Source organism: Kaistia sp. 32K, from assembly GCF_016629525.1.
Taxonomy (GTDB): Bacteria; Pseudomonadota; Alphaproteobacteria; order Rhizobiales; family Kaistiaceae; genus Kaistia.
The window spans coordinates 2,191,070-2,210,562 of record NZ_AP024269.1; the positions used below are offsets into that span (position 1 = coordinate 2,191,070).

17 protein-coding genes are annotated in these 19,493 nt (G+C 67.5%); 9 read left to right on the forward strand and 8 right to left on the reverse strand.

Annotation, left to right across the window (positions count from 1 at the left end; genetic code table 11):
- Positions 1-70: 70 nt before the first annotated feature.
- Entirely contained in the window at positions 71-1,114 is a 1,044-nt protein-coding gene (gene waaC / locus K32_RS09905; protein ID WP_201403845.1) for a lipopolysaccharide heptosyltransferase I, read from the forward strand.
- Here waaC and K32_RS09910 read toward each other — a convergent pair.
- The 7 genes from K32_RS09910 to K32_RS09940 all read right to left on the reverse strand — a co-directional run bounded on the left by K32_RS09910 (position 1,097) and on the right by K32_RS09940 (position 9,504).
- A complete protein-coding gene (locus K32_RS09910; RefSeq protein WP_201403846.1) occupies positions 1,097-2,239 on the reverse strand; it encodes an AGE family epimerase/isomerase in 1,143 nt (380 codons plus the stop codon). The genes waaC and K32_RS09910 overlap by 18 nt on opposite strands.
- Positions 2,236-3,675, reverse strand: a complete 1,440-nt coding sequence (rfaE1, locus tag K32_RS09915) for a D-glycero-beta-D-manno-heptose-7-phosphate kinase (protein ID WP_201403847.1) — start codon at positions 3,673-3,675, stop codon at positions 2,236-2,238. The genes K32_RS09910 and rfaE1 overlap by 4 nt, the downstream gene beginning before the upstream one ends.
- A gap of 21 nt (positions 3,676-3,696) precedes the next feature.
- Positions 3,697-4,221, reverse strand: a complete 525-nt coding sequence (locus K32_RS09920) for an HAD-IIIA family hydrolase (protein ID WP_201403848.1) — start codon at positions 4,219-4,221, stop codon at positions 3,697-3,699.
- Positions 4,218-5,228 (reverse strand): ADP-glyceromanno-heptose 6-epimerase, encoded by a 1,011-nt coding sequence (rfaD, locus tag K32_RS09925; protein WP_201403849.1) that lies wholly within the window; start codon positions 5,226-5,228, stop codon positions 4,218-4,220. Before rfaD ends, K32_RS09920 begins: the two co-directional genes overlap by 4 nt.
- A 66-nt stretch (positions 5,229-5,294) precedes the next feature.
- Positions 5,295-6,353: a lipopolysaccharide heptosyltransferase II gene (gene waaF / locus K32_RS09930; protein ID WP_201403850.1), complete on the reverse strand. Its 1,059-nt coding sequence runs from the start codon at positions 6,351-6,353 to the stop codon at positions 5,295-5,297.
- 52 nt (positions 6,354-6,405) lie between these two features.
- Positions 6,406-6,708: a hypothetical protein gene (locus K32_RS09935; RefSeq protein WP_201403851.1), complete on the reverse strand. Its 303-nt coding sequence runs from the start codon at positions 6,706-6,708 to the stop codon at positions 6,406-6,408.
- Between the two features lie 51 nt (positions 6,709-6,759).
- Positions 6,760-9,504: a DUF2339 domain-containing protein gene (locus K32_RS09940; protein WP_201403852.1), complete on the reverse strand. Its 2,745-nt coding sequence runs from the start codon at positions 9,502-9,504 to the stop codon at positions 6,760-6,762.
- Between the two features lie 168 nt (positions 9,505-9,672).
- Between K32_RS09940 and K32_RS09945 the strand changes: the two genes are divergently transcribed.
- Genes K32_RS09945 through K32_RS09960 form a run of 4 tightly spaced genes read left to right on the forward strand, consistent with a single transcriptional unit; the run spans position 9,673 to position 13,414 of the window.
- Entirely contained in the window at positions 9,673-11,388 is a 1,716-nt protein-coding gene (locus tag K32_RS09945) for a glycosyltransferase family 39 protein (protein WP_201403853.1), read from the forward strand.
- Positions 11,385-12,338: a phosphatase PAP2 family protein gene (locus K32_RS09950; RefSeq protein WP_201403854.1), complete on the forward strand. Its 954-nt coding sequence runs from the start codon at positions 11,385-11,387 to the stop codon at positions 12,336-12,338. Before K32_RS09945 ends, K32_RS09950 begins: the two co-directional genes overlap by 4 nt.
- Positions 12,295-13,083 carry a glycosyltransferase family 2 protein gene (locus K32_RS09955; protein WP_201403855.1) on the forward strand — a complete coding sequence of 263 codons (789 nt, stop codon included), beginning with the start codon at positions 12,295-12,297 and terminating at the stop codon, positions 13,081-13,083. Before K32_RS09950 ends, K32_RS09955 begins: the two co-directional genes overlap by 44 nt.
- Entirely contained in the window at positions 13,073-13,414 is a 342-nt protein-coding gene (locus K32_RS09960; RefSeq protein WP_201403856.1) for a lipid-A-disaccharide synthase N-terminal domain-containing protein, read from the forward strand. The genes K32_RS09955 and K32_RS09960 overlap by 11 nt, the downstream gene beginning before the upstream one ends.
- On the opposite strand, the gene metC is transcribed toward K32_RS09960, so the two are convergent.
- Entirely contained in the window at positions 13,407-14,585 is a 1,179-nt protein-coding gene (gene metC, locus K32_RS09965) for a cystathionine beta-lyase (RefSeq protein ID WP_201403857.1), read from the reverse strand. The genes K32_RS09960 and metC overlap by 8 nt on opposite strands.
- A 333-nt stretch (positions 14,586-14,918) precedes the next feature.
- On the opposite strand from metC, the gene K32_RS09970 reads away from it, so the two are divergent.
- The 4 genes from K32_RS09970 (at position 14,919) to K32_RS09985 (ending at position 19,446) form a co-directional block, all read left to right on the forward strand.
- Positions 14,919-15,941, forward strand: coding sequence for an amino acid ABC transporter substrate-binding protein (locus tag K32_RS09970; RefSeq protein WP_201403858.1), 1,023 nt, complete (start codon positions 14,919-14,921; stop codon positions 15,939-15,941).
- 167 nt (positions 15,942-16,108) lie between these two features.
- Entirely contained in the window at positions 16,109-17,284 is a 1,176-nt protein-coding gene (locus K32_RS09975) for an amino acid ABC transporter permease (RefSeq protein ID WP_201403859.1), read from the forward strand.
- Positions 17,285-17,293: 9 nt separating this feature from the next.
- Positions 17,294-18,628, forward strand: coding sequence for an amino acid ABC transporter permease (locus K32_RS09980; protein WP_201403860.1), 1,335 nt, complete (start codon positions 17,294-17,296; stop codon positions 18,626-18,628).
- Positions 18,629-18,645: 17 nt separating this feature from the next.
- Entirely contained in the window at positions 18,646-19,446 is an 801-nt protein-coding gene (locus tag K32_RS09985) for an amino acid ABC transporter ATP-binding protein (RefSeq protein WP_305798452.1), read from the forward strand.
- The last annotated feature ends 47 nt before the right edge of the window (positions 19,447-19,493 follow it).

Sequence of the window (19,493 nt, forward strand, 5' to 3'; positions counted from 1 at the left end):
CGCGCCGCTTGCGGAGCCGGACGGTTTGCTGCATTCCCTTGTCTTCGGCCGACTACACCGCAGGCTCCGTATGCGCGTTCTCCTCGTCAAACTGTCGTCGCTCGGCGATGTGGTGCACACCTATCCGGCGGTCACCGATGCCGCCCGGGCGATTCCCGGCCTCGAACTCGACTGGGTGGTCGACGAGGCCTTCGCGCCGCTGGCCCGGCTGCATCCGGCCGTGCGCAACGTCGTCGCCCTGCCGATCCGGCGCATGAAGAAATCGCCGCGCGAAACCTACCCTGAGATGAAACAGGCGGTCTCCGCGCTGCGCGGCGGCGGCTACGACCTTTTGATCGATGCGCAGGGCCTGATGAAGAGCGCGCTCGTCGGCGTCTTCTCCGGCGTCAAGCCGCGCCACGGCTTTGGCCGGGGCAGCGCGCGCGAGAGCCTGGCGACGTGGTTCTACCAGGTCGGGCACGATATCCCCGAAACCGAACACATGGTCACCCGCATCCGCAAGCTGTTCGCCGCCTCGCTCGGCTACGCCATGCCGACGACGGAGCCCGATGCCGGGCTGGTGCCTGACCTCGCTAACACGGGCATCCGCACGAGAAGCGGCGACGGCATCGTGCTGATCCACGGCACGAGCTGGGCCACCAAGACCTGGACGGTCGAGGGATGGCGGGGCGTCGCCGAGCGCTGCGGCGCGGCCGGGCTCGGCGTCAAGCTCTTCGCCCATGGCGCCACCGAGACCGAGCGCGCTGCGAAAATCGCCGCCGGCCTCTCGCACGTTGAAAAAGTCCCGGCCGGCGGGCTCGACAGCATCATTCCGGTGATCGCCAACGCCGCCGGCGTCGTCACGGTCGATACCGGCCTCGGACACCTCGCCGCCGCCTTCGGCATTCCGACGATCGGGCTCTACGGTCCGACCAATCCGGGGCTGACCGGCCTCGTCGGGCCGGATGTCGAGGAATTCCTGTCGACGCACGACTGCGCGCCCTGCGAGCAGACGACCTGCCGCATCAAGCCGGATTTCGGCGAGGGCCCGCCCTGCCTCGCCGACCAGTCGCCGGCGCGGGTCTGGCAGGCGCTCGCCCTGCGGCTGCGGCTGCCGTCAGCCCAGTCGCTCTGATCCGGCCAGGAGCTCGGCTTCGAAAAGGGCGCCCATGACGTGATAGAGCGTCGAGGCCGGCATGTCATCGACCGCAGGAGCGCCATCGGCATCGAACCGGTCGATCCAGCCGCCATCCAGCATGTCCGGACAGAAGGTGACCAGGCTGGCCAGGAGATGATCCGCCATCTGCGCGGCGCCTTCCTGGCCACCCTTCGCCGCGGTGACGAAGGCCTTTACCCCCTCCGCATGCGGCCACGAGCGGAAGCTCGGATTGAGGATCGAGCCGCTCTCCGTGACGGCATCGACGATCAACCCGCTCTCCTGATCGATGCCGTGATCGAGGCCGAAATCCAGCAGCCGGTCGGTGACTTCCTCTGGGACGCTGCCGCCGAGCCGGCGATATTCGCCGAACAGCCAGTACCATTCGAACTGGTGGCCCGGCTCGACACGATTGTATCCGCGCGGTTCGAGCGGCTTCCAGTCCGGCGTGAAGTCCTCGAGCAGCGCGCCGCTCTCGGCATCGATGAACCGGCTCGTCGCCAGCTCAACCAGGGCGCCGGCGCGGACGAGATCGCGCTCGCGGCCGGTCGCCTCATAGAGCGCCAGAACCGCCTCGAGCAGGTGCATATGCGGATTCTGGCGGCGGGTCGGATCATCGGAGGGCGCGGCGTCCAAATGGCCGCCATGCGACGCCGCGAGCACCATGTCGATTTCCGCCAACGTCTCGTCCGCCAGACGGATTGAGTGCGGATCGCCGGTCAGGCGGTAGCTCCAGGCCAGCGCATAGACGATGAAGGCATGGGCATAGAGATCCCGCACACGACTGGCCGGCTTGCCGTTCGGGTCGATCGAGAACACCCAGCCCGGATGACCGTCGGCGCGGTGATAGAGGCGCTCGACATTGGCGAGGCAGGCGGCCAGCACCGTTTCGGATCCGCGATGCCATCCCGCGAGCGTCGCGCGCGAAAACGTGGCGATCTGCCGGGCCTGCACCATCAGGCGCGTCGCCGGCAGCGCGATCGGGTTTCTATCGAAATCGAGACGCTCGTGAAACAGGCCGCGCGCCATGTCGAAGCCGACGCCGCTCCAGAGCGGCAGCGCGGACTCCTTGGCCCAAGCCTTTGCGAAAGCGAAGCTCTTCATGACCGTGCCGCCGCGACGAGCGCACTGGTCGAGCGGCCGGGCACAATGTTGGCCAGCACCAGCCGGCCGCCATTCGCCTTGACAAAATCGGCGCCGACCACCTGGTCCTCGCGATAGTCCGCGCCCTTGACCAGCACGTCAGGCTTCAGCGCCTGGATCGTCTCCAGCGGCGTATCCTCGCCGAACAGCACCACGAGATCGACCGCACGGAGCGCGCCCATCACGCGAGCGCGCGCCTGCTCGTCCTGCAGCGGCCGCGTCGGACCCTTCAGGCGCTGCACGGACGCGTCGGTGTTCAGCCCGACCACCAGGCGGTCACCTTCACGGGCCGATGCCTCGATCAGGGCGATATGGCCCGGATGCAGCAGGTCGAAGCAGCCATTGGTGAAGACCACGCGTGAACCGCGCGCCTGCCAGCGGGCGACGATCTTCGCCGCGGCTTCCAGCGAGACGAGGGCACCGGCATGGTCCTCGGCGTGGCTGGCGCGGTCGAGCGCGGCGACGAGCTCGGCGCGGGTGACGATCGCCGTCCCGAGCTTGCTGACCGCGATGGCCGCGGCGGCGTTGGCCATGATGACGCTCGCTTCCAGCGCCTGTCCGGCGGCGAGCCCGACGGCGAGGGCGGCTACCACCGTGTCGCCGGCGCCGGAGACATCGAACACCTCGCGCGCCTCGGCCGCGACATGCGTCACGGTTCCGTTCTGGCGCCAGAGCGTCATGCCCTTCTCGGCCCGCGTCACCAGAACGTCGCCGCCGAACTGCCGGCCGCCCTCGGCGGCGGCCAGGACGGCCTGCTCATCGGTGTCGTCGGCAAGCCCGGTCGCCTCGAACAGCTCCTTGCGATTCGGCGTCACAATCGTGGCGCCGCGATAGGCCTCGAAGGTGCGCCGCTTCGGATCGACGATCACCGGCACGCCGCGCGCGTTCGCCTCGGCGATCAGGCTGGTGACGACGGCGTCCGAGAGGACGCCCTTGGCGTAATCGGACAGCACGACGACGTCGGCCTCGCCGATCGCCGCCTTGCCGGCGGCGATGAGCGCCGCCTCGGACGCGGAGCCGGGCGCGCCGGGGCTTTCCGCATCGATGCGCACGATCTGCTGGCGGCCGCTCATGACTCGGGTCTTGGTCACGGTCGGCCGCGTCTCGTCGACGACGAGATGGGCGAGGCTGATATTGGAAAGCTTGCCGAGTGTGGCGCGGAGCTCCGCCGCCTCGGCATCGGCGCCGACATAGCCGACGAGCGTGACATCAGCCCCGAGCGCCGCGGCATTGGCGGCGACATTGGCGGCGCCGCCAGCGACGACGCGGACATCGCCATGCAGCAGGACGGGCACAGGCGCTTCCGGCGAAATGCGGCTGACGGATCCGGTGATGTATCGGTCGACCATGACGTCGCCGATCACGGCAACGCGTCCGGAATGCAATTCGTCGAGCATCGGCGATTCCTATATGGGCCTTTACGCAGCGTTTTCCTGTAGGAGCACCGTGACGAGGAAATCGTCAAGGTCCCCGCCGGAAAACGGATATCCGGCGATGTCGGCGCTGGCGGCGGCCGCCATGTCGCTCGGCTGGTCGCCGATCAGGAAGGAGCGCTCCCGGTCGATCGGCAACTGGTGAAGCGCGCGCAGGATCATGCCGGGCTTCGGCTTGCGGTCGGGATGATCGACCCGATAGGCCGCGACGGTGCCCTCGGCATGATAGGGGCAGGCATAGAAGGCATCGATCCGCGCGCCCACCTTCGCCAGCTCCCGCTGCATATGGGCATGGAAGCGGGCGACGTCCGCTTCGCCGTAGTAGCCGCGCGCGACGCCGGACTGGTTGGTGACGACGACGACCAGGTATCCGGCCTCGTTCAGGCGGCGGATCGCCGCCGGCGCGCCGTCGACGAAGGTGAGGTCTTCCGGCCGGTAGGTATAGCCATGGTCGACGTTGATGACGCCGTCGCGATCAAGGAAGGCAGCCGGTCGCAGGACCCGGCTCAAAGCGCGATGCCCTTGGCGAGATAGTCGCCGACATAGCTCTGGATGCCGTCCTCGAGCGAACGGAAATCGGCATTGTAGCCAGCGCGGCGCAGCTTTGAGACGTCGGCCTCGGTGAAGTACTGATAAGCGTTGCGGATCCGCTCCGGCATGTCGACATAGTCGATCCGCGGCTCGCGGCCCGACGCCTTGAACACGGCGCGGGCGAGATCGGCGAAGCTGCGCGCCTTGCCGGTGCCGACGTTGAAGATGCCGCTCACACCAGGGCTCGCGATCAGCCAGCGGACCACGTCGACGCAATCGGCGACATGCACGAAATCGCGCAGCTGGCCGCCATCCTCGTAATTCGGGTCATGCGAGCGGAAGAGCGCCACCGCCTCGCCGGCGGCGGCGGTCGGATAGATCTTGTGGATCACCGAGCGCATGTCGTCCTTGTGCGCCTCGAACGGGCCGTAGACGTTGAAAAACTTCAGGCCGGCCCACTGCGGCGGCGCCGCGCGCCCGGCTTGGACATCGGCGATGATCTTGCGGTCGACGGCGAGCTTGCTCCAGCCATAAGCGTTGAGCGGCCGCAGGCCGGCGAGATCCGCGGGATCCTCGCTGTCGACGAAGCCGTCCCTGCCGTCGCCATAGGTGGCGGCGGAGGAGGCGTAGATCAGGCGGATGTCGCGGGCGGCCGCAAGCGCCCAGAGGTCCAGCGTCGCGCGAATATTGCGCTCGACGATCAGGTCTACGTCCGGCTCTGTGGTGGCCGAGATCGCGCCCATATGGACGATCGCCTCGACGCGGCGGTGGTTCGCCTCCAGCCAGCCGAGGGTCGCTTCCGGCAGGATGACGTCGTCGAGCAGGATATCGGCGACGTTCAGCCATTTCCGGCCGGTGCCGAACCAGTCCGCGACGACGATGCGCCAGCCATCCGCCGCGAGGGCGCGGGCCATGTTGGATCCGATGAAGCCGGCGCCGCCGGTCACCAGGATCGTGTCGCGTCCGTCTCTCGCATTTGCGCTCATCGATATTTCCTCAAGGCGGGCAGCGGCTTCCATCGCGCAACGCGACGGTCGGTTGGATAGCGCAAGTCAGGAGGCGATGGAACCGCCGGCACCGGCCCTGGCCACCGCCACCACCCGCTCGACGGCGGAAAACACCCGCTCCGCCTCGATGCCTTGGAGGCAGGCGAGCGTCCCGAGCGGGCACTCACGCTTGAAGCAGGGCCGGCAGGAAAGCTCGATCGAGACGACCTCGGCGTTCGGCGCCGTCGGCGGCGTCATCTTCTCCGAGCTGGAGCCGTAGACGACGACGAGCGGACGGTCGAGCGCGCCGGCGACATGCATCAGGCCCGAATCGTTGGAGACCACGGCGTCGCACCGGCCGAGCAGCGCAGCGGCCTCGACCAGCGAGGTCCGGCCCGAAATGTCCTCGACGGGAACGCCGGCGAGACGGGCGATCTCGGCGGAGATCGCCTTATCCTTCGGGCCGCCGAAGAGGCGAACCGCATAGCCCGCCGCGTGCGCGAGCCGGGCAAGCGCCGCGAATTTCGGCGCCGGCCATTGCTTCGCCGGGCCATACTCGGCTCCGGGGCAGAGACCGAGCACGGGCTTGGCGTCGCTCAGGCCGAACTTGGCGATCAGCGCCCCGATGTCGATATCTGGCTGCCTGAGCAGCGGCCGGGGCGAGGCGGGCGGCTGGCCCGCCGGTCCGGCGAGGGCGACGAAGCGGTCGATGGTGCGGGCGCTCTTGCGGGCCGAGTCGTCGCGCGCATCGGTCAGGAGCAGGCTGCGGCCCTCGGCGGCATAGCCGATCCGCTCGGGAACCCGCGCCGCGAACGAGGGAATCGCCGCCTTGAAGGCGCGCGGCAGAATGATCGCCGTGCCGTAGCCGGCCGATTTCAACGAGCGGCCGATCTTCCAGCGGCCCGTGAGCCCGAACTCGCCATGGCCGAAACCGAGCGGGATGAGGTTGCGCACGCCTTCGATCAGGCCGGCGACCGGCAGCGAGGCCGGCGGCGCCAGCACATCGACCGGCCGATCGGGAAAGCGCCGGCGCAGCGCGGCGACCAGACTCGCGGCCATGACCATGTCGCCGACCCAGGAGGGGCCGACGAGGAGGATGGGGGAGGTTGGATCGGTGGCGCGCATGTGGTGGCTCGGGGCCTTCATGGCCCCGGGCCGGCCGGCCGTCAAGCGGGCTTCAGCCGCGCGGGTCGGTGAGCGGGATCTCCTGCGGCGAGTTGCCGGGGAGTTCCTGCGGGATGTCCGGCGGTTGCTGCGGCGGCGCGGGCCCCGGTGGCGGCGGGTTCGGCGTGTCGGGATTGCCAGGCAATTCCTGCGGTGGAACCGGCGGAATGTCGGGCGGTTTCGGCGGCCGGTCCGGCTGTGGCGGCGGATCATGCACCGGGGGCGCCGGACCGGGAGGCGCCGGGTTCGGCGGCTGGCCCGGATCCGGGACGTCGGGGCCGGGCGTCGGAGGCGGCGCGGCGTTCGGGTCGATCATGCGGTTCTCCCTTCGCCAGTCCAACGGGACGAGGCGAGGGGAGTTCCGCCCTTACGTCCCGCCGCGTGCCTCCGGCTCGGGGCTGTCCGGCGTCGCGCCGTCGTTCTTCCCGTCTGTGTTGCGCTGGCCGAACAGCAGGCGCTGATAGACGAGGCCGATGCCGATCAGCACCGCGCCGAGGCCCATGAAGGACAGCGCCCGCCAGACGCCCTCCAGGTTCGACATGTCGAGCAGGAAGACCTTGAGGACGGTGACGACGATCAGCAACGCCGAGGCGAGGCGGGCCGAGCGCTGGCGGAAAACCAGCCCGAAGGCGAGCAGCAGGATGCCGAGGACGAGCCAGGCAACTGAATAGGCATAGGATTCGGCGGAGCCGACCGGATCCCAGGAGAGATCCGGCGACGTCGCGAACAGGAAACGGATTTCCAGCGTCACGGCGGCGAAGGCGAGGGCGAAGGCGACGACCCCCGTGGCCGGCTGCAGGAAGCGGGGCCGGGTGACCGGCATCGTCCAGGCCACGAGCCCCGCCAGCACGGCCGGCAGGCCATAGGCGAGCAGGATCTCGTTGAAGACCGGGCCGCCGAAGACGCGGTCGCCGGTGAAAACCGGATTGGCGACGAAGCCGAGCCCGATCACCGCGTTGAGCAGACCGAATATCCGAGCCAGCACGCCGCCGAAGCGGAACACCGGGCTCGGCCGGCTCCGCGCCAGCCGGGTCAATCCGAGCGCGAAGGCGAAGGCCGCTGCCGTGGTCAGCCCCTGCTCGGCGAGCGCGGTCGTCGGCGACAGGAGGTCGCCACCGAAGACGATGGCGCGGATCTCGAAGACGACGAGCAGCGCCGAGAGGATCACCGCCAGCGCCTCGGCCCCATAGACGGCGCGATCGACGCGGACGCGCCGGAGCAGGATGGACGCGAAGGCGAAGGCGGCTGCCGGAATACCGTAGCCGATCAGGATCGACAGGTAGACGCCGGATCCGGAACGCACTCCGAAGATGTACGGATCCCAGGCGATGCGGCCGAGGACCAGCAGCGCCAGCACGGCGACGGCGTAGCGAAGGACCGGGATCGGCCGCCACGTCTGCACCCAGGCCGCGCCGAGGCCGGCAAGCGCGAGCGCCGTCGTCAGCATGCCGCCTTCGAGCGCCATGGTGAGCGCGCTGGCAACCGCCGCGATCGATCCAGCGGCGAAGACGCCGGTCGGGATCATGTCAGTGATGAGGCCGGCGCGCTCTCGCCGGGCGAAGCGTTCCGTCAGGAAGGCGTAGAGCCCGGCGAGCGCGAGGGCGATGGCGGCGAAGCCGAGGTTGGAGACGAAGCCGGCGATGCGGAGATAGGCGACGATGGCGACGAGCACCGGCCCGGCGCTGGCGGCCGCGGCCTGCGCGGTCGTCGCGAACGGCCCGGCGACCGGCGACGCCTGAAGCCGGCCGAGCGCCGTCGCGAGCAGCGCCGCCGCGCCGAGCAGCGCGACGATGCCGAACATGCGGATGGCGTCCGGCATCGGGAAATAGGTCGCGAGGTTGCCGGTGACGTAGGTCGTCGGTTCCAGTGCCGCCTGTTGCGCCGCCGGCCAGAAGAAGAGCAGGGCGAGCAGCTGTGCCGCTGCGATCGGCGCGGCCAGCGCCACGGCATCATAGCGCCGCGCCAGGATGAGCAGCATGGCGCCGCCGATCAGTCCGGATGCGATGCTCGCCGAGGCATAGTCGTTCGAGAGCGCCCCGAACACCAGCAGCGCGGCGATGCCGGCCAGCACCGCGACGGCGAACCCGTCCGGCCGGTCGGTGACGTTGCCGCGCTGGACGTCGACGACGAGGAACAGCGACGAGAGCGCGAGTAGCACGATCGCATAGACGCCGCTCTCGATCGCGCCGGCGCCCGCGCTGAGCATGACGACGCCCCAAAGGATCGCCGCGACGCTGGCCGCGATGGCGAGCCAACGCCAGAGCCGCAGGCGGGCAAGCGCAAAGGCGAAGGCCGTCACGACGACGAGATAGAGCATCAGCGCCGGGATGTTCGGAGCGTCCGACGAGATCAGAAGCGGCGTCGCGTAGGAGCCGGCCATGCCGAGGCCGGAAAGCCAGGCGCCATGCAGCCCGGCGGCCGCCATCGTGGCCATGCCGATCAGGGCGAGCAGGAGGAAAGCCGCCGTCGGTCCGATGAGATCGTAGAGCGCGTAGGCGGCATAGACGGTCGCGAACAGTCCCACCGTGCCGGCGGCGGTCAGGATGCCGGGTATGTTGGCGGAAGGGATGCGCGAGAAGGTGGCGACCCGCTCCGAACGGCGCAGCCATTCGCCGAGGCCGAGCAGGGCGATCGAGAACAGGGCGCCGAAGGCGATACGCACTTCGGGGCCGAGCAGGCCGGCCTCGATCGAGAAGCGCACGAGGAAGATCGCGCCGAGCGCCAGCGCCAGGCCACCGACCCAGACTGCCCAGCGCGCCCCGAGCTTCTGTTCGAAGCTCTCGGTCGGACGCTTGGCTGCCGCGGGCAGGGGGATTGGCGGCGGCTCCGGCGCCTCGGCCGGTGGCGGCGTCTCGGCGGCGTCCTTCGACGCCTCGAAGTCCGGCTCGACCCAGTCGGGCTCCTCGACGATCGGCTCGTCGACAATCGCCGCCGCCGAATCGTCCTGCGGGCCAGCCGCCGCCAGCCGGGGCGGCGCAGCTTCAAGCACCCTGAGCCGCGCTTCGAGGGCGCGGATGCGTCCGCGCGCGCCGAGCGCCATGACGAAGGCCGAAATCGCCATGATCGGCAAGGCGACGAGGGCGAGAATCCCGAGTGCGATCAATCCATCCATGCGAGTCTGTTAGCATGACTGGCAGGCGAGGGCTGTGATCGATTTCGCAAGCCGGCTGCGGGTCTTCCCTGCGGCCTTCCCGCGCGACGGCCCGGCCGCTGTTGCCGCCGCCCGGACTTCGCTATATCCCGCTGTCTTCGAGCGGGACAGGAACAGGACGACAAGCGCGTGAGCAGAGCCGAAGCGACCGCAGGCGAGGCAGGGACGATCTGGTCGCGCCTCGCGACGTTGATCGAGAACGCGGTCGATCGGGTTTCTCGCTCCTCAGCGGCCAGCCTCGCGCTGATCGCGATCGTGGCGCTGCTCGCCTTCCTGCCGGGCCATTTCACCCTGCCGCCAGTCGATCGCGACGAGCCGCGCTTCGCGCAGGCGACGCACCAGATGGTCGAGACCGGCAACTATCTCGATATCCGTCTGCAGGAAGAGACCCGCTACAAGAAGCCGATCGGTATCTACTGGCTGCAGTCGATCGCCGTCTGGGCGACGGGCACCGGACCGGACGCGTCGATCGGCATCTATCGCCTGCCGTCGCTCTTCGGCGCCATTGCCGCAGCCTGCCTGACCTGGTGGTTGGCGATCGCCTTCGGCCGCCCGCGCGTCGCGCTGCTGGCCGGCCTGCTGGTGGCCTCGACCGTCCTGCTCGGCATCGAAGCCCGCCTCGCCAAGACCGACGCCGTGCTGCTGGCGACCATCCTGGCGGCGCATGGCGCGCTCGCCCGCGCCTGGCTCTCGACCTCGACCGAACGCAATCTGCGCCTCGCCGCGATCTTCTGGACGGCGCTCGGCGCGTCCATCCTGATCAAGGGTCCGCTCGGCCTCGCCGCCATCGCCTGTCCTTTGATCCTGCTTTCCGTCATCGACGGCTCGTTCCGCTGGCTGAAGCAGCTGGCGCCGCTTCCGGGCCTGATCTGGATGCTCCTCGTCGTCGCGCCCTGGTTCGTCGCGATCGGCATCGCCAGCAAGGGCGCCTTCTTCGAGGAAGCCGTCGGCAAGGACCTGATCGGCAAGGTGGTGAGCGTGCAGGAATCGCACGGCGCGCCGCCCGGCGCCTATTTCCTGCTGCTTTTCTTCACCTTCTGGCCGGCGGCCGCCTATCTCAGCACGGGCATCTCCTGGATCATGGACCGGCTGAAGCAGCCGGTGATCCTCTATGCCGTCGTCTCGGTCGTGCCGTACTGGCTGATCGTCGAGGCGATGCCGACCAAGCTGCCGCATTATGTGCTGCCGGCCTATCCGCTGCTGGCGATCGCGACGGCCTCGGCTCTCGATGCCGGCGGCATCCGTCGCGAGGGCTGGTTCGCCCGCTTCGCCGCCTCCGGCGCCGCCCTAATGCCGGCGCCGCTCGCGGTCGCGGCGGTCGTCATCGCCATCCTGCTGGGCGAGAACCCGTCGGTGGCGGGCGTCCTCATCCTGATCGTCGCCGGCATCGTCGGCGTGGTGTCGGGCCGGCTCTTCATTCCTTCGCCGATCGCCAGCGCTGCGGTCGCGGTGATCGCCGCTGTCATCACCTATCTCGGCATCTTCGGCTTCGTGCTGCCGCATCTCCAGCATGTCCGCATCAGCGAGAACCTCGCGACCGCCGGCCGCGCCGCGCTCGATTGCCCGGATCCGCGCTTTACCAGCGCCGGCTATGGCGAGCCGAGCCTCGTGCTCCTCGCGGGAACCGACACGGTGCTGACGGACGGGGCCGGGGCGGCGAGCTTCCTGGCTGCCGGCGACTGCCGCGCCGCCTTCGTCGAAAAGCGGCAGCTGCCCTCCTTCAACGAGCGTACGGATGATCTCGGCATGATGGTCGACGAGACGGGGACGGTTCGCGGCTATGCCATCAATGGCGGGCGGCTCGTCGAATTCCACATCTTCGTCGCGCGGAGCGCCACGCCATGAGCGTCTGGCGTTTCCGCCTGTCCCGCCGCCTGTCGTGGCCGCGCGAGAACGTCGCGGCAATCGCCGAGCGGGCGCGTCGCGTCGAGCAGCGTCCTTCGGCGCACGCTCCCGTCTTTCAGGCGTCGGACCTGATCGCGCTTCTGGTCATCAGCATCGCGCTTGTCCTTTTCGTCGGGCTCGCATTTGACGCGCTGTCGGTCGAGCGGGCCCGCGCGCTGCCGCGCTTCGTCTTCTTCCTGGGTGACTGGCTCTCCTATTTCGGCCAATCGCAATGGGAGCTGGTCCCTTCGGGCGTCGTCGTCCTGGTCCTGATCTCGGGTCGCTGGAAGATCGTGCCCGCCAGGATCCGGACCGCCTGGGCTGAGATCGGCGCGCTTTCGTTCTATATTTTCGCGGCGGTTGCCGGCTCCGGCATCCTCGTCAACATCGTGAAGCAGTTCATCGGCCGTGGACGGCCCATGACCTTCGACGAATACGGCGCCTTCACGTTGCATCCGCTCGAGTTCGCGCATCGATTCCAGAGTTTTCCTTCCGGCCACGCCACTACCGCCGGCGCGCTGATCGCCATCAGCTTCCTCGTGTTTCCGCGCTGGCGCATCGGGCTTCTGATCCTCGGGCTGCTGATCGCCGGCAGCCGTGTCGTCGTCGGCGCGCATTATCCGAGCGACATCCTCGCCGGATTGATCTTCGGCTATGCCTTCAGCCTCTGGTTGGCCGGACGTTTTGCCGCCGCAGGCTGGGCCTTTCAACGCGGATCGACCGGCTCTATAAGGGCTCGCACCGCGGCGACCCGCGCAGCCTTTCAAACACCTGCCCGCATCGCGGTCCTCGTTGCCGGACTGCTGGATGCGCTGGTGGGACGGCGCGTCTGGATCGCGGCGCTCAAATCCATCGGAGACGGTTCAAATGACGATGCCCGCTTCCAGCGAGACCGTCTTGGCAGATCCTAGCGCCGGGCAGGACCGCCCCGAAGTCTCGGTGGTCATTCCCTGCAAGAACGAAGCAGAGAACCTGCCGGAGCTGATCGGCGAGGTCGCGACCGCCCTCGATGGCCGTCACTTCGAGCTCATCGTCGTCGACGACGGCTCGACGGATGCGACGCCCGACGTCGTACGCGAGCTGATGCTGACGCGGCCGTGGCTTCGCTTGTTGCGCGACACCCGCTCCAGCGGCCAGAGCGCAGCGGTGCGCACCGGCCTTCTGGCGGCGCGCGGCGACGTCGTCATCACCATCGACGGCGATGGCCAGAACAATCCGGAATTCATGCCGGCCATGCTCGACGCCCTCGCCAAGGGCGGCCCGCAGACGGCGCTCGTCGCCGGCCAGCGCCTGAAGCGCACCGATTCCGGCGCCAAGCGCATCGCTTCGCGCATGGCCAACCGGCTGCGCGGCGCGATCCTCAAGGACGGCACGCGCGATTCCGGCTGTGGCCTGAAGGCTGTGCGCCGGCATGTCTTCCTGCTCTTTCCCTATTTCGACGGCTGGCACCGCTATCTGCCGGCCCTCACGATCCGCGAGGGCTACAAGGTCGCGCATGTCGACGTGGTCGACCGCAACCGCCGTCATGGAACTTCGAAATACGGCATCCTGGATCGTGCGCTCGTCGGGGCGCTCGACCTGTTCGGTGTCTGGTGGCTGATCAGGCGGCGGAAGAACATTCCCGCGCCGACGGAGGTAACGATCGATGGACGGTAATCTGTTCAGCGCCATCGGCGGCTGGCTGCACCACGTTTTCGTCGAGCAATTCGATGTCTGGATCCTGCTCGGCTTCGTCGCGCAGGCGATGTTCACCATGCGCTTCGTCGTGCAGTGGATCGCCAGCGAACGCGCCAAGAAGAGCGTCGTGCCCGCCGCCTTCTGGACGTTCTCGATCCTCGGCGGCGGACTGCTGCTCGTCTATGCGATCTACCGCAAGGACCCGGTCTTCATCGCCGGGCAGGCGGCGGGCCTGTTCATCTACTTCCGCAATGCCTGGTTCATCCTGAACGAGCGGAAGCACAAGCGGGAATCGGGCGCCGTCAGCTGAGATTGCTGACGCGCGCGAAGCTCTCCTCCAGGTCCTGGATCAGGTCGGCCGTATCCTCGAGGCCGATCTGCAGGCGGATGATGTGATCGCCCGCCGGCCAGGCCTTCGCCGTCCGGCGCGGCCGGCCGATGACGGCCAGGCTTTCATAGCCGCCCCACGAGAAGCCGAGCCCGAACAGGCGCAGCCCGTCGAGGAACGCCTTGACCTTGTCGAGGCTCCAGTCGCGGGTGACGATGCCGAAGAGGCCGCTCGATCCGGTCATGTCGCGCTTCCAGATCGCGTGGCCGGGATGGGACGTCAGGCCCGGATGCAACACGCGGTCCACCTCGCCACGCTCCGATAGCCAGCGCGCGACGGTCAGCGCCGAACTCTGCTGCCGCTCCAGCCGGATGCCCATGGTGCGCATGCCGCGCAGCGTCAGGTAGATGTCATCAGGCCCGACGCAGAGGCCGAGATGGCTGTGCGTATCCTTGAGCAGCGGGAGCGTGCGCGCATTGGCGGCGACCGTGCCGATCATCACGTCCGAATGGCCGCAGAGATACTTCGTACCTGCCTGGATCGACAGGTCGACGCCATGGGCGAGCGGCTTGAAGAAATACGGGGTCGCCCAGGTGTTGTCCGCCAGCACATAGGCGTCATGCGCCCGCGCCACGGCGACGATGGCCGGAACGTCCGAGATCTCGAAGGTCAACGAGCCGGGGCTTTCCAGATAGACGGCCCGGGTGTTGGCCCGGAACAGGCTCGAGATCGCCGACCCGATCGTCGGATCGAAGAAGGTCGTCTCGACGCCCATGCGCTCCAGCACGCTGGTGGCGACGGTGCGAGCCGGGTCATAGACATTGTCCGCCATCAGCAGGTGATCGCCGGATCGCAGCACCGACAGCAGCGCGGTCGAGACCGCGTTCAGCCCCGACGGACAGAGCACGCTGCCTTCCGCGCCCTCGAGCTCGGAGATGGCATCCTCGAGCGCCTCGATCGTCGGCGTGCCGCGCCGGCCGTAGGTATAGCGCTGCTTGCCGGAGAGCAGGTCGTCGGCGGTCTCGAACAGCACCGTGGAGGCATGCACGACCGGCGGATTGACGAACGGACCCGTGATCGAGTGGTCGCGCCCGCTGCGCACCAGACGGGTGAGGGGCTTCTCGTTGGCGAGGTCGTGGTCATGCCGGGACATGGTGGCTCCGAGGATGGCTGGCAGAGGTATGGGGGCCGGAACTCGCGTCCCCAGCTGGCGCATCGAGCCAAATCCGTTGCTGAAACAATGGCCTGCCGACGATACCGCGCCCCCTTGACCCGCTTGGCATAATGCCATGTGATGAAGGGGTCAATTCAAGTTACGATCCGCGGTGCGTGGGCTCAGCCATGAGCGTCGGGCGCAGACCCGAGATGGAGTGCGATCAATCCGCACTTGGCCATCGTCATGGTACCATGCCGAAGATCTCGACAACGGGGCGATACTGCATCGAGCTGAAGAGACGTGCACTCCAGGGGAAAAGAAGGCTGCGCAATGTACAGGAATATTGCATCTATTCTCGCAGGCGCCGCGATGGCGTTGATGGGCGTTACGGCAGCTGGTGCCGGTACGCTCGAAGACGTCAAAGCCAAGGGCTTTGTCCAGTGCGGAGCGAACGGCGGAAATCTGATCGGCTTCGGCGCAACGGACGAAAAAGGCGAGTGGAGCGGCATCGACGTCGACTTCTGCCGTGCCATCGCCGCCGCGATCTTCAACGATCCGAAGAAGGTCAAGTTCACGCCGCTCAACGCCAAGGAGCGCTTCACGGCGCTGCAATCGGGCGAAGTGGACGTGCTCTCCCGCAACACGACCTGGACCATGTCGCGCGACAGCTCGCTCGGCCTCCAGTTCGTCGGCGTCACCTATTACGACGGCCAGGGCTTCATGGTCCGCAAGTCGCTCGGCGTCTCTTCGGCGCTGGAGCTCTCCGGCGCCAAGGTCTGCACGCAGACCGGCACGACGACGGAGCTGAACCTCGCCGACTTCTTCCGTTCCCACAACATGCCCTATGAGGTCGTGGCCTACGAGAAGAACGAGGAAGTGCTGCAGGCCTACGAGGCGGGCCGCTGCGACGCGTACACGACTGACGCCTCCGGCCTCTATGCCGAGCGCTTGAAGCTGACGGCGCCTGATGACCACATGATCCTGCCGGAGATCATCTCCAAGGAGCCGCTCGGTCCGGCGGTCCGCCAGGGCGACGACAAGTGGTTCACGCTGGTGAAGTGGACGCTGTTCGCGCTGCTCAACGCCGAGGAACTCGGGCTCACCAAGGCCAATATCGATGAGAAGAAGACGTCCGATAATCCCGAGATCAAGCGTTTCCTCGGCATCGAGGGCGAGTTCGGCACACCGATCGGTCTCTCGAACGACTGGGCCTACAACGTCATCAAGCAGGTCGGCAATTACGGCGAGATCTTCGACGCCAATATCGGTCCGTCGACCCAGCTCGGGATCGCGCGCGGCCTGAACAATCTCTGGTCGAAGGGCGGCATCCAGTACGCGCCTCCGATCCGCTGACATCCAGCATCCGACCACGGGCGGCGCGGCCGCCCGTGGCATTGCCCGCGATCGACGGACAGCAAGATCCGGATCAGCGGCGATGAGGGGAAGCAGGCCGGCGCGGCCCGGCCGATCAAGGGGACATACTTTTGACCGACAGAGGCGCGGCGTCCGCAGGGGGACGCATGGCATCCCTCCTCAACAATCCGACGGTCCGGGGCATCGCATTTCAGATTGTCTTCGTCCTCGTGCTGGGTTGGCTTGTCTGGGACATCATCGACAACACGGCCCGCAACCTCCAGAAGGCGAACATCGCCGCGGGCTACGGCTTTCTGGGACGCACCGCCGGATTCGGCATCATCCAGCGGGTGATCGACTATACCGAGGCCTCCTCCTACGGGCGGGCGCTCGTCATCGGCCTGGTGAACACGCTGATCGTGGCCGGGCTCGGCATCGTGTTCGCGACCATTCTCGGCTTCATCGTCGGCGTCGCGCGGCTGTCATCGAACTGGCTGGTCTCGCGCACGGCCGCCGCCTTCGTCGAGATCCTGCGCAACATCCCGCTGCTGCTGCAGCTGTTCTTCTGGTACTTCGTCGTGCTGCGCAATCTGCCGGGCATGCGCGAGCGGATGACGCTGATCCACGGCGTCGACCTCAACATCGGCGGCCTCCACGTGCCGAGGCTGGTGGCCGGTGATGGCCTCTGGCTCGTGCTCGCGTCCATTCCCGTGGCCATCGCCGCCGCGATCTTCGTGACGAAATGGGGCCATGACCGGCAGAGCGAGACCGGCGTCCGTCCTCCCATCGGCACGATCAATACGGCGCTGATCCTGGGTCTGCCGATCGTCGCCTTCTTCATCGCCGGCCGGCCGATCAGTGTCGACTTTCCGATCTTCAATGAAACGGGACCGCTGCTCCGGCGCGGCTTTCAGGCCGGCACCGGCATGACGATCATCCCCGAGTTCATCGGGCTGCTGCTGGCGCTCTCGCTCTACACGTCGACCTACATCGCCGAGGTGGTGCGCGCCGGCATCCAGGCCGTCAGCCGCGGGCAGACGGAAGCTGCCCATTCGCTGGGCTTGCGCGCCGGACCGACGCTGCGCCTGATCGTGCTGCCGCAGGCGATGCGCATCATCATCCCGCCGCTGACGAACCAGTATCTGAACCTGACCAAGAACTCGTCGCTTGCGGTCGCTATCGCCTATCCCGATCTCGTCGCGGTCGGCGGCACCGTGCTCAACCAGACGGGGCAGGCGGTCGAGATCGTCAGCATCTGGATGCTGTTCTACCTCGGACTGAGCGTGCTGACATCGATGGTCATGGGGTACTTCAACAAGCGCGCCGCGCTGGTCGAGCGGTGAGGAGAAGCCATGAACGCGCCAGCCAAAAGCTTCGTCCGCCGCGCCCTGATCGAGCCCCAGGCCGCTCCCCGCAGCACGGTCGGCATCACCGGCTGGATGCGGCAGAACCTGTTCTCGTCGCCGCTCAACAGCATCATGACGATCCTGATCCTGACGTTCATCGTCTGGATGGTGACGCCCTTCATCCGCTTCACGCTCATCAATGCCGTCTGGGAGGGCGCGGACCGTTCGGTCTGCGCCACGGCGACGGGCGCGTGCTGGGCCTATGTGAAGGCCTACCTGCCGCAATTCATCTATGGCCGGTATCCGATCGCCGAGCGCTGGCGGGTCGACATCGTGTTCCTGCTCCTGGTGATCGGGCTCGTGCCGCTGCTGATCCCGCGCGTTCCGTTCAAGCGGCTGAACGCGCTCTTCCTGATCGGCGTGTTTCCGATCATCGCGTTCATCCTGCTGACGGGCGGCCATGTCCGGCTCACGGGAAGCCTGATCCCGTCCAGCGTCATGGCGCCGGGGCCGCTTCGCTTCGCCGTGCAATACGCGCTCGTTTCCGCGCTCATCCTCGGAGGGCTGGCGCTCTTCGCCAGATTGGCGGGGAGGCCATTCTACGGCTCGGGCACGACCGCGGCCGTCATCCTCGGCTATATCGCCGTGGTCCTGTTCCTGGTCGGTCTCGATTTCGGCCTCGTGCCGGTCGAGACGGCCAATTGGGGCGGCCTTCTCGTGACGCTGGTGGTGGCGATCACCGGCATGGTCGCCGCCCTGCCGCTCGGCATCCTGCTGACGCTCGGGCGGCGCTCGAACATGCCGGTGGTGAAGCTCGCCTCGACCATCTTCATCGAGGTCTGGCGCGGCGTTCCGCTGATCACCGTGCTGTTCATGGCCTCGGTGATGCTGCCGCTCTTCCTGCCCGACGGCGTCTCCTTCGACAAATTGCTCAGGGCCCTCATCGGCGTGGCGCTGTTCCAGGCGGCGTATATGGCGGAGACGATCCGCGGCGGCCTGCAGGCGATCCCGCGCGGCCAGTACGAGGGGGCGATGGCGCTTGGCCTCGGCTACTGGCAGATGATGCAGAAGATCGTCCTGCCGCAGGCGCTCCGCATCGTCATCCCCGGCATCGTCGGCTCCTTCATCTCGCTCTTCAAGGACACGACGCTGGTCATCATCATCGGGCTCTATGACTTCCTGGGCCAGATCCAGGCGTCCGCCAACGATGTGAAATGGGCGTCCCCCGTCACCGGACTGACGGGTTATATTTTCGCAGCCATGGTGTTTTGGGCATTCTGTTTCTCGATGTCCCGCTATGCTGCGTTTACAGAAAGACGGCTCGACAGGGGCCGAAGATAGAATCCAGGGGAGTCTCCATGTCGGATCCGTCCGTTGCTGCCATCGAGGTGCCGCTCGTTCCGCCCGCCCTTACCGTTTCGTCGACCGACGTCGCGGTGGAGATGGTCGACGTCAACAAGTGGTATGGCGAGTTCCATGTCCTTCGCGACATCAACCTGAAGGTCATGCGCGGCGAGCGCATCGTGATCTGCGGTCCCTCGGGTTCCGGCAAGTCGACGCTGATCCGCTGCATCAACCGCCTGGAAGAGCACCAGAAGGGCAAGATTGTCGTCGACGGCAAGGAGCTCACAAACGATCTCCGCAAGATCGACGAAGTGCGCCGCGAGGTGGGCATGGTGTTCCAGCACTTCAACCTGTTCCCGCACCTGACGATCCTCGAGAACTGCACGCTGGCGCCGATCAACGTTCGCCGCATGCCGAAGCGCGAGGCCGAGGACATCGCGATGCACTACCTGAACCGGGTCAAGATCCCGGAACAGGCGAACAAATATCCGGGCCAGCTCTCGGGCGGCCAGCAGCAGCGCGTCGCCATCGCCCGCTCGCTCTGCATGAACCCGCGCGTCATGCTGTTCGACGAGCCGACCTCGGCGCTCGATCCCGAGATGATCAAGGAAGTGCTCGACGTCATGGTCGGCCTGGCGCTCGAAGGCATGACGATGATCTGCGTCACGCACGAGATGGGCTTTGCCCGCCAGGTCGCGAACCGCGTCATTTTCATGGATGGCGGCCAGATCATCGAGCAGAACGATCCGGTCAGCTTCTTCACCAATCCGCAGCACGAGCGGACCAAGCTGTTCCTGAGCCAGATCCTGCACTGACGCCGAGCATCGGTCGAATTCAAAAAAAAGCCCGGCAGGATCTGCCG